12 protein-coding genes and 1 pseudogene are annotated in these 14163 nt (G+C 36.9%); 6 read left to right on the top strand and 7 right to left on the bottom strand.

What is annotated here, in order from left to right; all coding sequences use genetic code 11:
• Window positions 1–12: 12 nt before the first annotated feature.
• Window positions 13–2700, bottom strand: a complete 2688-nt coding sequence (gene acnA, locus ACFINC_RS00210; protein ID WP_375615583.1) for an aconitate hydratase AcnA — start codon at window positions 2698–2700, stop codon at window positions 13–15.
• A gap of 296 nt (window positions 2701–2996) precedes the next feature.
• Here acnA and ccmA point away from each other — a divergent pair, with 296 nt between their 5' ends.
• Genes ccmA through ACFINC_RS00235 form a run of 5 tightly spaced genes read left to right on the top strand, consistent with a single transcriptional unit; the run spans window position 2997 to window position 5918 of the window.
• Window positions 2997–3608: a heme ABC exporter ATP-binding protein CcmA gene (ccmA, locus tag ACFINC_RS00215; protein ID WP_375615584.1), complete on the top strand. Its 612-nt coding sequence runs from the start codon at window positions 2997–2999 to the stop codon at window positions 3606–3608.
• A gap of 11 nt (window positions 3609–3619) precedes the next feature.
• A complete protein-coding gene (gene ccmB, locus ACFINC_RS00220; protein WP_375615585.1) occupies window positions 3620–4285 on the top strand; it encodes a heme exporter protein CcmB in 666 nt (221 codons plus the stop codon).
• Window positions 4286–4331: 46 nt separating this feature from the next.
• Complete coding sequence (locus tag ACFINC_RS00225) at window positions 4332–5111, top strand: heme ABC transporter permease (protein ID WP_375615586.1); 780 nt, start codon at window positions 4332–4334, stop codon at window positions 5109–5111.
• On the top strand, window positions 5099–5323 hold the full coding sequence (locus ACFINC_RS00230; RefSeq protein ID WP_375615587.1) for a hypothetical protein: 225 nt from the start codon (window positions 5099–5101) through the stop codon (window positions 5321–5323). The genes ACFINC_RS00225 and ACFINC_RS00230 overlap by 13 nt, the downstream gene beginning before the upstream one ends.
• Before the next feature lies 1 nt (window position 5324).
• Window positions 5325–5918: a DsbE family thiol:disulfide interchange protein gene (locus ACFINC_RS00235; protein WP_375615588.1), complete on the top strand. Its 594-nt coding sequence runs from the start codon at window positions 5325–5327 to the stop codon at window positions 5916–5918.
• Window positions 5919–6817: 899 nt separating this feature from the next.
• Here ACFINC_RS00235 and ACFINC_RS00240 read toward each other — a convergent pair.
• From ACFINC_RS00240 to ACFINC_RS00260, 5 genes and pseudogenes are all read right to left on the bottom strand, one after another.
• Window positions 6818–6967: pseudogene (locus ACFINC_RS00240) on the bottom strand (hypothetical protein); the annotation flags it as partial.
• Between the two features lie 100 nt (window positions 6968–7067).
• A complete protein-coding gene (locus ACFINC_RS00245; RefSeq protein WP_375615589.1) occupies window positions 7068–7403 on the bottom strand; it encodes a replication initiation protein in 336 nt (111 codons plus the stop codon).
• 1028 nt (window positions 7404–8431) lie between these two features.
• Window positions 8432–9433: an Hsp33 family molecular chaperone gene (locus ACFINC_RS00250; RefSeq protein ID WP_375615590.1), complete on the bottom strand. Its 1002-nt coding sequence runs from the start codon at window positions 9431–9433 to the stop codon at window positions 8432–8434.
• A gap of 34 nt (window positions 9434–9467) precedes the next feature.
• Entirely contained in the window at window positions 9468–10403 is a 936-nt protein-coding gene (argF, locus tag ACFINC_RS00255) for an ornithine carbamoyltransferase (RefSeq protein WP_375615591.1), read from the bottom strand.
• Window positions 10400–11614: an aspartate aminotransferase family protein gene (locus ACFINC_RS00260; RefSeq protein ID WP_375615751.1), complete on the bottom strand. Its 1215-nt coding sequence runs from the start codon at window positions 11612–11614 to the stop codon at window positions 10400–10402. The genes argF and ACFINC_RS00260 overlap by 4 nt, the downstream gene beginning before the upstream one ends.
• A 485-nt stretch (window positions 11615–12099) precedes the next feature.
• Here ACFINC_RS00260 and ACFINC_RS00265 point away from each other — a divergent pair, with 485 nt between their 5' ends.
• Window positions 12100–12636 carry a GcrA family cell cycle regulator gene (locus ACFINC_RS00265; RefSeq protein ID WP_375615592.1) on the top strand — a complete coding sequence of 179 codons (537 nt, stop codon included), beginning with the start codon at window positions 12100–12102 and terminating at the stop codon, window positions 12634–12636.
• A gap of 921 nt (window positions 12637–13557) precedes the next feature.
• On the opposite strand, the gene ACFINC_RS00270 is transcribed toward ACFINC_RS00265, so the two are convergent.
• Window positions 13558–14148, bottom strand: a complete 591-nt coding sequence (locus ACFINC_RS00270; protein ID WP_375615593.1) for a Smr/MutS family protein — start codon at window positions 14146–14148, stop codon at window positions 13558–13560.
• Window positions 14149–14163: the final 15 nt, after the last annotated feature.

Below are 14163 nucleotides of genomic sequence, written 5' to 3' on the forward strand. Positions count from 1 at the left end.
AAACAAAGGTATTTAAACGGCTAACTTACGCAAGACATATTGCAAAATTCCACCATGATGTAAATAATCTAGCTCATCTTCAGTATCAACGCGGCATAACAATGGAACAGTTTTTACCGTACCATCAGAAAAAGTAATTATCGCTACTGTCTTTTGACGAGGTTTCAAATTATGAATCCCTTCAATTGTCACCTTTTCATCTCCCTTTAAGCCTAAAGATTTCCAACTTAGCCCCTCCTCAAAGACAAAAGGGACAATGCCCATACCAACAAGATTAGAGCGATGAATCCTTTCAAAAGACTGCACAATCACTGCTTTTATACCAAGAAGATTGGTCCCTTTGGCTGCCCAATCACGTGATGATCCATTCCCATATTCAATACCAGCCAAAACAACAAGCGGAACACCTTCTTGTTTATACGCCATTGCTGCATCGTAAATGGTTTGTTCTACCGCTGACGGATAATGAACCGTATACCCTCCTTCTCGACCATTTTCTCCTAGCATGAAATTACGAATGCGAATATTGGCAAAGGTCCCACGAACCATAACTTCATGATTCCCACGACGTGTTCCATACTGATTAAAATCCGCCACTTTAACACCATGATCCATTAAATACTTTCCTGCAGGAGAAGCTGCCTTAATGGAACCTGCAGGAGAAATATGATCTGTCGTGATTTTATCACCAAATAAACCTAAAATCCGTGCATCCTTAATATCTGGCAAGGCATTAGGAGTTTTCTGCATATCATCAAAATAAGGTGGATTGCGTACATAGGTAGATTGTTCATCCCAAGAATAGGTAGACCCCGTAGGGATCTGAACTTTTTGCCAATTTTCATCTCCCTTAAAGACATCTGCATATTTTTCAGCAAAAACCTTACGCGTCACATTTTCTTCGATAAAGGCCTGTATTTCTTGAGATGTTGGCCAAATATCTCTCAAGTAAATCGGTTGACCATCTGAATCTTCACCAAGAGGCTCCTTGGTTAAATCTTTACACACCGTCCCAATGAGCGCATGTGCAACAACTAACGGTGGTGAAGCTAAATAATTGGCTTGCACATCAGGGGAAACACGCCCTTCAAAATTACGATTTCCTGAAAGAACTGCAGCTGCAATGACACCATTGTCATTTATCGTTTTGGAAATAGCTGGATGTAAAGGACCAGAATTCCCAATACATGTCGTGCACCCAAACCCTACTAAGTTAAATCCTAACGCATCTAAATCTTTTTGTAGACCCGAATTTTGAAGGTAAGCTTCAACGACTTGTGACCCAGGTGCAAGAGAAGTTTTTACCCATGGTTTACTCTTGAGACCTTTTGCTACAGCATTTCGTGCCAAAAGACCTGCTGCAATAAGAACACTTGGATTCGATGTATTCGTACAAGAAGTAATCGCAGCAATCACCACATCACCGTGACTCAGTGTATATTCTTCACCCTCAACCTGATAGCGCTCATCTTGTCCAGACGTTTTTTTATAGTCTTCGACCAATGCTTTCTCAAAACCCTGCCCAACACTTTCCAATGCAATACGCCCTTCAGGACGTTTAGGACCAGCCATAGAAGGGACAACGGTTTCCATATCTAATTCAATTGTGTCACTAAAAATGGGATTAGCCCCCATTTCGTCATGCCACATCCCTTGTGCTTTGGAATAAGCCTCCACTAAGGCAATCCGATTTTCATCACGCCCTGTCATATTGAGATAACGCACTGTCTCCTTATCAATTGGGAAAAAACCACACGTTGCTCCATATTCAGGTGCCATATTTCCAATCGTAGCCCGATCAGCAAGCGTCATATGCTCCAAACCAGGACCAAAAAACTCAACAAATTTACCAACAACACCCTTTTGGCGTAACACTTGGGTCACCGTCAACACGAGATCGGTGGCGGTTACACCTTCTTTAAGTTTCCCTGTTAGACGAAAACCAATCACTTCAGGTAACAACATAGAAACAGGTTGGCCTAACATTGCCGCTTCTGCTTCAATACCACCAACACCCCAACCTAAAACACCTAAACCATTCACCATAGTCGTATGCGAATCGGTTCCCACACAGGTGTCAGGATAAATCGTCTCACAGCCCTCTTCATTCTTCATCCATACACATTGTGCTAAATATTCTAAGTTAACCTGATGACAAATCCCTGTTCCTGGAGGAACAACGCGAAAATTTTGAAAGGCTTGTTGCCCCCATTTAAGGAAACGATAGCGTTCACCATTGCGTTCATATTCATGCTCAACGTTTTCCTTAAAAGCCATGGAATTGCCAAAAGCATCAACAATAACTGAGTGATCTATGACGAGATCAACAGGGATGAGAGGATTGATTTTTTCAGCGTTACCGCCAAGTTTGACCATAGCATCACGCATTGCAGAAAGATCAACAACCGCGGGAACACCTGTAAAATCCTGCATAAGGACACGTGCAGGACGGTAGGCAATTTCTGCCCCAGCGCTCCCTTTGTCGCTTAACCACTTAGCAACATTGAGGATATCCTCTTTTTTAACCGTGCGACCATCTTCAAATCGCAATAAATTTTCGAGAATAACTTTCATCGAAAACGGCAACCGAGAAATACCTTCAAGTCCATTCTTCTCTGCTTCGATTAAGCTATAATAAGTATATTCTTTGCCACCAACATTTAACGTTCTGCGACAATTAAAGCTATCAATTTGAGTCATGACTGTCCACCCTCATACTAAAAACCACCCAATTTCTAGGAATGAACAACACAAACTACGAGTCAAGGTCGCAGCTTGAGCGCAGACGCAATACCTCCGCTATCCATTTCCCCCTCCACATTCTCATAGGCAAATGCGGAAATCAGCGCTGAAAACCATTCTACACCAGATATTGATGTAAGGCATTCCTTATAGAACTATTTCTAGAACTATTCTAGGTACAATTGCATAAAAAACGTGTTTTTTATTCTATAATGCAATAAAAATATGAAAATAAAAGCAAAATAGGCAATCACATGGTATTATCAGGCAAAAACTTAGCTGCTTACAGAAACGAGGAAATTCTATTTAAAGGTCTTTCTTTTTGTTTATTTCCACAGCAACTTATGACAATCAGTGGACCAAATGGTATCGGAAAATCAACATTACTCCGAATCATTGTTGGTCTTCTTAAAGCTGCTGAAGGCCATATAATACTTAAAGATCATGAACAAATATACCCTGTTGCAACTGCGTGTCATTATCTTGGTCCTCAAAATGCTATGAAACCTCTCTTATCTGTCATTGATAATTTGCAATTTTGGGCAGAATTTTACGGTCAACACTTACGCTTTGTGCATGAAGCACTTGCCGATATTGGTCTTTCTGATCTTGAACATTTACCCTTTAACACTCTGTCAACTGGACAACAAAGACGCGTAGCTATTGCCCGCCTTTTACTCTCCTATCGTCCTCTTTGGATTTTGGATGAACCAATATCTGGTCTCGATAACCATGCTCAAAAACTCCTTGCCCGTATTTTCCAACGTCATCTAAATCAAGGTGGTATGATTATTGCCGCAACTCATAATTCTCTAGGTATTCCAGAAAACCATAAAATCGCTCTGGAAAAATTTTTACCTCTCTAGGAAAGAATAAAATGAAAGCATTATTCTGGCGTGATCTTAAACTATTATTAGCGCCACAAGCCTCTTCACTAACAGGACTATTATTTTTCATCGCTGTTGTTGTCATAGCCCCCTTTGCCATTGGACCAGACCTCAAAATTCTTGCACAAATAGGACCAGGTATATTGTGGTTTGGAGCCCTTCTCGCAGGACTCCTTAATCTGAACAAACTGTTCCAAATTGATCGTGATGATGGCAATCTCGACCAATTTATCCTTTCAGGACAAAGACAAAGTTTTACACTGATTGTTTTTACTAAATGCCTTGCCCATTGGGTAGGAACAATGCTTCCGCTCATTTTTGCTACGCCTATTTTAGCCATCATACTCCATTTAGATGTCACGCTAACTTTTACAACAATACTTACCCTTTTATGCGGAACACCAGCCATTATTTTTATTGGCGCTATAGGAGCAGCATTGGCAACCTCATTGTTGCAAAGTACCCTTCTTATTTTCATCATTATCTTGCCGTGGATCATTCCAATTATGATTTTTGGTGTTTCCGCTGCTACAGCCCCAATAAACCCAAATACCTCTTTTCTTACATCCCTAGCTCTTCTCAGCGCTTTTTCACTTCTTTTGAGTCTCTTTAGCTCTTTTGTTGCTGCGATAACGCTTAAACTTTTATCAGAATAATAAAAGATGATTGCCGCATAGCAAAACTCTGCCTATTATGGATTTTATGAATAAACTATCTCGTACATATAAAATCAGGTCACTCCCTGCAAGTTTCACCCTTTTCATGAAAATAAGCAGTATCGCCTTACCTTGGTTGGCCGGCATAACATTGTGTTTCCTTATCTTAGGGCTTATTCTAGTGATGCATTCCCCTGATGACTATCAACAAGGCATTACTGTTAAGATTATGTACCTTCATGTACCCTTTGCGTGGTTATCTACATTCTGCTATGTAACGATGAGTGCAGCGGCATTAGGAAATCTGATCTGGAAATATCATCTTGCTGACGTGGCACTTAAATGTGGAGCGCCTATTGGGGCAATTTTTACCGCCTTGGCTCTCATGACAGGAGCACTTTGGGGGAGACCTACATGGGGAACATGGTGGGTCTGGGATGCTCGGTTAACATCAGTTTTAATTCTGCTTTTTATCTATCTTGCTATTATCCTGCTTGGACGAGCTTTCGACAATCAAATAAAAGCCGCGCGTGCTACTGCAATTCTTACACTTGTTGGATTTGTTAATATCCCTATTATTAAATTTTCTGTTAATTGGTGGAATACATTGCATCAACCAGCATCATTGTTACGCGCTGGAGGACCAACAATCGACAATGCTATGTTATGGCCCCTTATAACAATGCTCTTTTGTTTCATCTTTATGTTTATTACGCTCTATTTGATGGCTATGCGAAATGAAATCAATCATCGTTATATCCAAATACTTCAGATGAAAAAATCCCGTCGTGCACAACAACAGGACTCTTCATCATGCTCGACCTAAATGGCATCCAAAACGGACTTTTAGGAAATCTATCTTTGAAAATTGATTTTTTCCTTGGAACCCTTAAACACGAGCAAATTGTTATTTTAAGCTATATGCTCTCTGCAATATCCCTCTTCTTTCTTATTGGATATATTCTTTGCAAAGCCCTCTACCAGAAAAAAATTCTCCAACAGCTAAACAACAAAGAGCTGCCACAAAAAGAAAAATAGAATGAAAAACATCCCTCCAAAATTTAAAAAAAATATATCTTTGCCTGTTTTGTTTGTTCTTTTTGGACCATTTGTGCTTTTTCTTCTGCTCATGGTGTTTTTTTTCAATTTTATGGATAAAAAATACCCTCAAGATCCAGCTCTTCTCCCAAACGCATTGGCTAAAAAGCCTGCCCCCAATATTTATCTTCCTCTCCTTGATCAAGCAAGTTATCTCAATTCAAAACAGTTTAAAGGACGTGTCACATTGGTCAATTTTTGGGGTTCTTGGTGTTTACCCTGTCGCGAAGAGCATCCTCTTCTTATGAAAATTGCACAAGATAAACGTTTTGATCTAATTGGCATTAATTATAAGGATAACAAAGCAAACGCCCTGCGCTTTTTAAACAGTTTTGGTAATCCTTTTAAATTTATTGGCTTTGATGATTCAGGATATACAGCTATTAACTGGGGGGTGTATGGACCACCAGAAACTTTTCTCTTGAATAAAGAGAGCATTATTATTGCCAAACATGTTGGTCCCTTAACATGGCAAATTTATCAAAAAAAAATTCTCCCTAAAATTGAACAAGCGATCATGACAGAAGATGAATAAAATATCGACATATTGATTTTAATAAAAAACAAGAAAAACTAAAATTATGTTGAAGACTTATAGATCTTTTAACTGAAAAACCGTTCCTTTTTGAAAAGAAAACTTCTACTAGAATAAAAGCATCAATAGAAAAAAGTAATTTAACAACATCTAATTTCAAAGTATGTTTAAAATGTACAATATTTTTCCAAATTTTTCAAAAAAATGACGGCAGCGATAAGATGTGTAATGTAGCGTTACGCAACTAGCATTATTCAATTTATTCGCATAAATATTCAGTATATCTGAGAGAATAAAACGTAAGTCAAATTTCGATATAGAACTCTCTTCGTTCGTACATACATCAATAAAGTGAGAGACTAACTCCTCTCAAACTCTCTGTACATTCACAAAAATCATAAACTCAGATCCGCGTTTATCGAAGGAGCTAACAATCCTAGTTTTTTAGGATCAAGGAAACACCTACGAAGGCACCTAATGGCGTCCTTAATCTAGAACCAAACAGATTGTTTTGTCCTTCTCATGCGGCTCCCAAATCATGATCAAATAAAAAAAGTCTCTGTTGACGCTAAATTTAACCCTACAATGCATTCAATGAAATAAAAACTCACGTTTTAAAACTGAAAGGCTCTCACAAAGCTTTATTTAGTCTAAAAGATAGTTTTAGTTTATAAAGATCATTTTTAAAAAACATCACAAACTAAAAAAGCACATTTTATTTATACACTCCTGAAAATGTCTTTCTTTGAAAGATTTTTGAAGGTGCAATTATATGTTTTATTTTAAAACGTAATTTTAAGATGCAAAATACATATCGAAAAAACGATATTTGCTCGATTTTAGCGGCTATAAGAAACTTCTCAAAATATCATGATTGTGGATATATTTGTTTCTGTTTATTATAATAATTTCCCTTGCGGATCCTTTTTAAATTTAAACTCAACTGCTGTAACTTTCTTCTCAGTTTTGATGGACTTCCAGCCAATTTTCCACCCATCTTTTTTGTTTAGTTCTGTAATGGCTGCTTCAATAATACAACGTTTAATGTTATTAAAGTTTTGGCATTATTTTTCTGTGCAATCCATTGAAATACAAAAATCATCAATTGTATACTTGCAATACCTGAATCTTTGCAGCGCGTTAATAATTCTAATAAACACCATGAATAGATAGAATGAAGCGCTGAGACCTGTTTAAGTTGATAAATTGCTTCTTGATATTCGTTAAATACGGTACTAATTTTGGACACCAATAAAGTTCAACCCATCCTTCATCTTTTTGATAGTGTTTTTGCCTATCCCACCTCATTTTAACTTCTGTTGAAGAAATAGATTTACCTTTGCGAGTGTAAGCGGGTTCATAAAACGTAATAGATCGTTGATATAATTTTTTAGAGGCACTTTGAAATGTTTCATAGGCAGTGCGCATTTCGTATTTAGCTAATTCTGCATATTCAGCAGCTATTATACGTTGTTGGCACATCATTTGAGCAATGATATTTAGCATTATTAAGTTTAGAAATAGCTATCATCACAATTCTTTTTCAGATAGAGTTACTCCGTATCCAGCACGGATTAATGCGTTTTGCATTGTGATTCATCTATTGCTACTGGTGCGTTCTAGATTAACAATTTCATACTTATCTTTTTTAATTTAGGTATTTTTCTTTCTACGTTTTGCATGAATATATCTTTTTTCAAGTGTGTATGTCGTGAAATTTTTATAACGTATTTTAATTATTTTTCTACTGTTCAACCTGTGGAAAACACTCGAAAAAAGATGCTTTTAATCATTACAAGATATTGATTTTAAATAAAATTTATCATTTTTATCTAGTAAATGAAAACACCGAATACTATGAGATTTTCTTAAATTTCTTTATGTTGAATTAAAAAATGTCTAGGAAAAGGCTAAAAATACCTTTTATGAATCGTCTAAACATGAAAATAATTGGTAATATTTTAAGTTGAAAAATATAACAATGCAGACTTGTAAGTAAGAACATCCGGTTTCACCATGCTATGCATGCCATTTTATAGAGCACCACCATCTTTACGCTTAATATCTTAATATAAAGTTGTAAGTCATTATCATAACATACTTTTCCAGATCTTGGGTATTACGACACAGCCTTGGCACTTGAAACGATTCATAAGAGGCATTTGACGCCTTTTTTCGTGCTTTTATCCCCACGCAAACCCTACGTATAACGTGCAAGCAAGTGATTCTAATTGATGCAACATAAAAAAGTTTGCAATGAGAGAATTCTACAGTATTCAGAGCTCTAATTCAACATGCAAAACGATAAATTATCATTATAAATCAATTTATTAGTATATTTAAGGTCCTGTATGATGTAAATACTGATTGTCAAAGAAAGATCATTAGCATACATCGAAAAAAGCTAAGCAAAGAAATATTCTAGAAGTTCATATGAGCTTATGCGCGAACTTTTATGACGCAAATAAAATAGGCTTTTATTGCAATCATCATTTTTTGTAAAAAATGCTTGATTATGTTTTTTCTTCCAAGAATTCTTGCGGTGTAAAACGATACGTTTTTGAGCAAAATTCACATGTAACTGAAATATAGTTATCTTTAACCATTTTATTGCGTTCATCAATAGGAAAACCTTCTAGGACTCCTTTAATTTTTTCGCATGAACAAGAACATTGATCAACAAGAGAAAAAGAATTAAAAACTCTAACACCTTGTTCATGAAAAAGACGAAACAATAACTGTTTACTACCCACTTGGGGATCTGTTAATTCTGCGCTTTCAATCGTTTTCATGAGTATTTTAGCTTCTTGCCATTGGTTATCCAATTGGATGTTGGTTTTCTTTTCTTCTCGCTTTTGATGAGGAGCATCTATTTTATGATGAGACGATTCTTGGGGTAAAAGTTGGGTCAAAATACCTCCAGCTCGCCAGCTTTTCTGCGGTTTTCCTTGTTGGTCACGATTAATTAATATGGCAACAGCCAAACGAATATCGGTAGGAATTTGCTCTGATTGATCAAAATAAGTACGAGAAGCTTCTTGTAAATTTGATCCCTCTAATGCAACTATCCCTTGATAGGGTTGCATGTGGGGACCTTGATCAATCGTAAAAGCTAAAGTGCCTTTTCCTAAAAGTGTTTCTGAAGAGATTTGACCATTGTCTATGGCTTGTTTAAGCTGTTCTTTATCAAAACGAGCGTATCCGCGTAAACTGGATGGAGGCGAAAAATCGCATACCAACATATTAACTGGTCCATCAGAATGGGTTTGTAAAATAAATTTTCCCATAAGCTTTAGAGAAGTTCCAAGCAGAACCGTTAAAAGTAAAGCTTCTGCCAAAAGATAAGAAACCGGTTCAGGGTATTGATGTCTTGTGAGAATAGAATTTAAAGTTTCCCCAAGTTGCACGGCACGTCCACGGATATCAAGTTCTTCAACTTGAAAAGGAATAACAGTATCATCTTCATCTAAGTAGATGTTGTTGAAAGAGGCTTCATCTCTAGCTTTTTCACTCATGGTTTTGCCTTTTATATAATTTGTTGTAGGGAGGCTATTGTGGAGAGAAAAACGCATCTTGTAAACACCAAGAAAGAATTGCTTTTTGAACATGAAGACGATTTTCAGCCTCATCAAAAACGACAGAGTGCGGTCCATCAATCACAGTATCGACAACTTCTTTACCACGGTGAGCAGGAAGACAATGCATAAAAAGAGCGTCAGATTTTGCTAATTTCATGAGAGCTTCATTAACTTGATAAGGCTGAAAAATAGAATGACTGCGAGCACGAAATTCTTGTCCCATAGAGACCCATGTATCGGTCATAATACAATCAGCATCTTGAGCCGCTTCTTGGGGATTATGGGTTAGCGTAAGACACGCTCCTCGTTCACGTGCCCAATCTATAAATTTTTCCTGTGGTTCATTGCCCTTTGGAGTAGCAATACGCAAATGAAAATCAAAAAGAGCTGCGGCTTCAATTAAGGAATGGAGCACATTATTACCATCTCCCATCCATGCAAATATTTTACCCGTAATAGGCCCTCGATGTTCTTCATAGGTTAAGATATCTGCTAGAATTTGACAAGGATGTGTATCATCTGTAAGAGCATTAATGACAGGAATTTGTGCATATTGTGCTAATTCGAGCATACGTTGATGTTTTGTTGTTCGCAATATCACAATATTTACAAAACGGGATAAAACGCGTGCTGTGTCAGCTATGGTTTCACTATGACCAAGCTGCATCTCTGAGCCCGTAAGCATAATTGTGTCTCCCCCAAGCTGGCGCATACTAATATCGAATGAAATACGAGTTCGTGTGGATGGTTTTTCAAAAATCATCGCGAGCGTTTTACCTATAAAAGGTTTTGAACCTTTTCCTGCTTTAAAAGATGCTTTAAGGCTTTTTGCATAATCAATTAATGCACGTGCCATTGCCGGCGTTAAAATGGATAAATCCGTGAAATGACGAAGAGCATTTGTCATGTGTGTGATATTTGTCTGTCCTTATTTATTTTCGAAAGATAAGCTATTGCTTTTTCAATACGACGCAAACTTTCATCTATTTCTTCTTCCTTGATAATAAGAGGAGGCAATAAGCGCACAACGTTATTGTTGGCAGCAACACTTAAGAGATATTCACTTTCCAAAGCATTAACAACAAGATTTGAAGGCACAACACACTGAACGCCCATCATAAGCCCCATCCCCTGAACTGCGCAGATAATATCAGGATAGATATTGAGAATGTGCAAAAGTCCATTTTTTAATTTATCCCCCATACGCTGAACATGGTTGAGAAAACTTGGCTCTAACAAAATATCAAGAATACTATTTCCTACAGCCATTCCAAGCAAATTGCCTCCAAAGGTTGATCCATGGGTCCCAGGTGTCATACTTTTTGCAACTTTATCCGTTGCAAGGCAAGCGCCTAATGGAAATCCACCTCCTAGTCCTTTTGCAAGGGTAAGAATATCAGGCGTGACATCACTCCATTCATAGGCAAAAAGTTTTCCTGTTCGTCCCATGCCTGTTTGAACTTCATCCAAAATCAACAACAGACCATTATCATCGCATATTTTGCGCAAAAATCTTAAATATTCATGAGGGACCGTTCGTATTCCTCCTTCTCCTTGAATAGGTTCAATAAGAATAGCGGCGGTATTTTTATTAATAACGTTACGCAAAGCGATTTCATCACAAAAAGGGACTTGAATAAATCCACCAGCTTTAGGTCCAAAGCCTTCAAGATATTTTTCATGCCCAGTCGCAGCAAGTGCTGCAAGTGTACGTCCATGAAATGCCCCTTCAAAAGTAATTATTTCAATGCGTGTTGAATGACCAGCGGCATAGTAATAATGACGCGCTGTTTTAAATGCGCATTCTAATGCTTCAGTGCCTGAATTGCAGAAAAAAACCTTATCTGCAAAACTATTTGCACAAAGCCGCGTAGCAAGAGCTGCTTGTTCAGGAGATTGAAAAAGATTGGAAACATGCCAAAGCTTTTCAGCTTGTATTTTGAGTGTATCAACCAATTTTGGATGTGAATACCCTAATGCATTAACAGCAATGCCAGATGTGAAATCAAGATAATGTTCTCCTTTATCGGAAATAAGCCATACACCATGCCCTTGTTCAAAATGCAAATTTCGTCGTGCGAAGCATTCATAAAGTGGTTGTACAGAGATGGTGTCCATCATAATTTCCTTTATATTTTAACCTTTTCAATATATATACAAAGCAACACTACAAATAAAACAACATGGTACATTTCGTTACGGTGCTTTCAACTTTCATTGCGATTAATGATTACACCTATGGAATAGATCATTACACCAATTGAAAAAAAGTCAATGAAGGTTCTATAAATAAGCGTTTTGGAAAAAAACCTAAACAAAAGTGAAAGCTTAACCTATGATTGATTGGCAAGTTGGGGAAAACATTCTAAATAAACTCTTCAAAAGGCAAAGACTCTTGTCATAAAGTGAGTGCATATTGTAATTTATGATATAGTGAAAAGAATGATGTGTTTTGATTTGTGAGTTCCATAGGTTGGATGATTTTTTTATGCTCGTTTAGAGTGTAAAGTTCTTTCATTCAGTGCAATGAAAACATTATTGAAACATTTGAAGATGCAAAGGGGGAGAGCATCTCAGTGACGTAATCGGAATGGAGTGCTGGTATGGGTTGGACATGTGAACGCGTTGAGCTTCTTAAAAAGCTTTGGAGTGAAGGGTTAAGTGCAAGTCAAATTGCTGCTCAATTAGGTGGGGTCAGCAGAAATGCAGTCATCGGCAAAGTACATCGATTAAAGTTACCAGGTCGTGGTAAGACAACACAAGGAAGCGCACGTTCGCAAAAAACTCCTGTGGGAAGCAGCAGCCCATCATCTCCGCGTGTGCGTCGCAACACATCCACAGTATCGCCAATAAACACATCATCTGTAAGTATTGAAGAAACAACTTTAAAAACAGAGTTTTTAGCGGAAGATGTAAAAGAAGTTGATATGTCTACAAAACCCAATGTAGTTGTCCCTATATCACGTCAACTTAATCTTCTACAATTGAGTGAAAATACATGTAGATGGCCAGTTGGTGATCCATTATCAGCAGATTTTCATTTTTGTGGTGCCGATTCTGATGAAAATAGTCCCTACTGTGCCTTTCATGCGAAGCTAGCATTTCAACCAATATCTGAAAGACGGCGAATAAGAGTATAATGCCCACAGTAGAATCTCATATTCTACTTCTACGCCTCATTATTTTTAATTATTATGAGAAAGGGTTTTGCCCTTTAATGAATGAAAAAATTTCTTCATGAAAACATTCATCTAAATTGTATCTTTTGATGCGAGTGTGCGGCTAGGTGTTATAAAGTGTTTATTGTTATTTATTTTCACGATTCTCTTTAATTCAGTTACACAGTTTTTAAAACTATCCATAGCAATATCTTTTGAATAACGTAGTTTCTCAATTTCTCATGTTTTTATTCTTCATATACTTAATAGATTAATGCATTGATTTATAAAACAATTTATCATTTTACATCCTGAATTAGATCCGCAAATATGATAAGACTCTCTCATTTTAAGTCTTCTTATATTGAATTAATAAAAATCTTTCGTTTGCACATCACAAACGAGATGAGAGCCGTGTAGAGTAAAAACACTTAAAGAAAGGCATACCGCTTATAAACTTTCTCAAGTACTAAGGAAGATTCAAGGGCTGTCGCCATATTGGGAATTGGTAAATCACGTTAGAATATCCAACCTTGCACTTTATATTTAAGTGTAAAGATGGTGGTATACAATGAATTTTATACACCTCATGGAGATTGCTTTTTAATAAGCATGTGAATATGTAACATAAGTATGTTCTGCCTTAAACATTCTGTTTTTCGTGAGTGCTGTTATCACATTAAATCTGTAAAAAACAAAAGTATGAGGCAATGAGAGAGTGTAAAACAATGTCTTTATAAGAAAATTAAAAAATAAGGGAATATTGTATTTAAGGTTTTTGCGCAATATATGGGAAATAATTAATTATCATTATTAATCAGTACATTATCACATCTTTTCTATAACCTGAAACATACGAAATCTTATAAAATCAATATTGAACCTGAAACGACCACAATAACATCACATTTCTTTTCCCGATACGAAACGCCGCAACCAAACATAAAGCGCACCTTCACCGCCATGTTGACGCGCTGCTTGCTCAAACGCATGGACATAATATCGAAAAGATGGTGTTGATAACCAATACGGAACAAATCTATACAAAGCTCCATCGCTCCCAACGGATCGTCCTTTTCCTGTAATCACAAGAACATAACGCAATCCTCTCTGCTGAGAGGATTGTAAAAATTTTTTTAAGAAAAAATAAGCTTCTTCCTGCATATAACCGTGGAGATCAAGACGCGCCTCAAGAGGATAACGACCTTGGGAAATTTTACGATGCGCAACATGATCAAAGAAATGAACCTTTTGTGCTTGTGTAACTGCCCTCTTTTCTCTTTTAATAATTGTCGAGGGTTGTTGATTTTCCTGAGACAATGAGGAGATTTGAGTTATAGGCTGTTTTTTATCATTAATATTTGCAATAGTTTCTGAAGTAGAAGAGAGCATCTTACCGTGAAGCGGTGTTATTGTACGACAAACCATCTCCCATAAAAGGCGATCTTGTGAAGCCAATAAATATCTTTTTTGTCTCCATTCATTTGAGGACATTTTAATTTCTCATAA

This window comes from Bartonella sp. AP58NXGY, assembly GCF_042195785.1.
GTDB lineage: Bacteria > Pseudomonadota > Alphaproteobacteria > Rhizobiales > Rhizobiaceae > Bartonella.

Bases quoted from the DNA above. Each gene is read 5' to 3' on its own strand.
- ACFINC_RS00235 (WP_375615588.1), top strand. From the start codon at position 5,325: ATGAAAAACATCCCTCCAAAATTTAAAAAAAATATATCTTTGCCTGTT.
- ccmB (WP_375615585.1), top strand. From the start codon at position 3,620: ATGAAAGCATTATTCTGGCGTGATCTTAAACTATTATTAGCGCCACAA.
- ACFINC_RS00265 (WP_375615592.1), top strand. From the start codon at position 12,100: ATGGGTTGGACATGTGAACGCGTTGAGCTTCTTAAAAAGCTTTGGAGT.
- argF (WP_375615591.1), bottom strand. From the start codon at position 10,403: ATGACAAATGCTCTTCGTCATTTCACGGATTTATCCATTTTAACGCCG.
- ACFINC_RS00250 (WP_375615590.1), bottom strand. From the start codon at position 9,433: ATGAGTGAAAAAGCTAGAGATGAAGCCTCTTTCAACAACATCTACTTA.
- ACFINC_RS00270 (WP_375615593.1), bottom strand. From the start codon at position 14,148: ATGTCCTCAAATGAATGGAGACAAAAAAGATATTTATTGGCTTCACAA.
- ACFINC_RS00230 (WP_375615587.1), top strand. From the start codon at position 5,099: ATGCTCGACCTAAATGGCATCCAAAACGGACTTTTAGGAAATCTATCT.
- acnA (WP_375615583.1), bottom strand. From the start codon at position 2,700: ATGACTCAAATTGATAGCTTTAATTGTCGCAGAACGTTAAATGTTGGT.
- ACFINC_RS00260 (WP_375615751.1), bottom strand. From the start codon at position 11,614: ATGGACACCATCTCTGTACAACCACTTTATGAATGCTTCGCACGACGA.
- ccmA (WP_375615584.1), top strand. From the start codon at position 2,997: ATGGTATTATCAGGCAAAAACTTAGCTGCTTACAGAAACGAGGAAATT.
- ACFINC_RS00225 (WP_375615586.1), top strand. From the start codon at position 4,332: ATGAATAAACTATCTCGTACATATAAAATCAGGTCACTCCCTGCAAGT.
- ACFINC_RS00245 (WP_375615589.1), bottom strand. From the start codon at position 7,403: ATGATGTGCCAACAACGTATAATAGCTGCTGAATATGCAGAATTAGCT.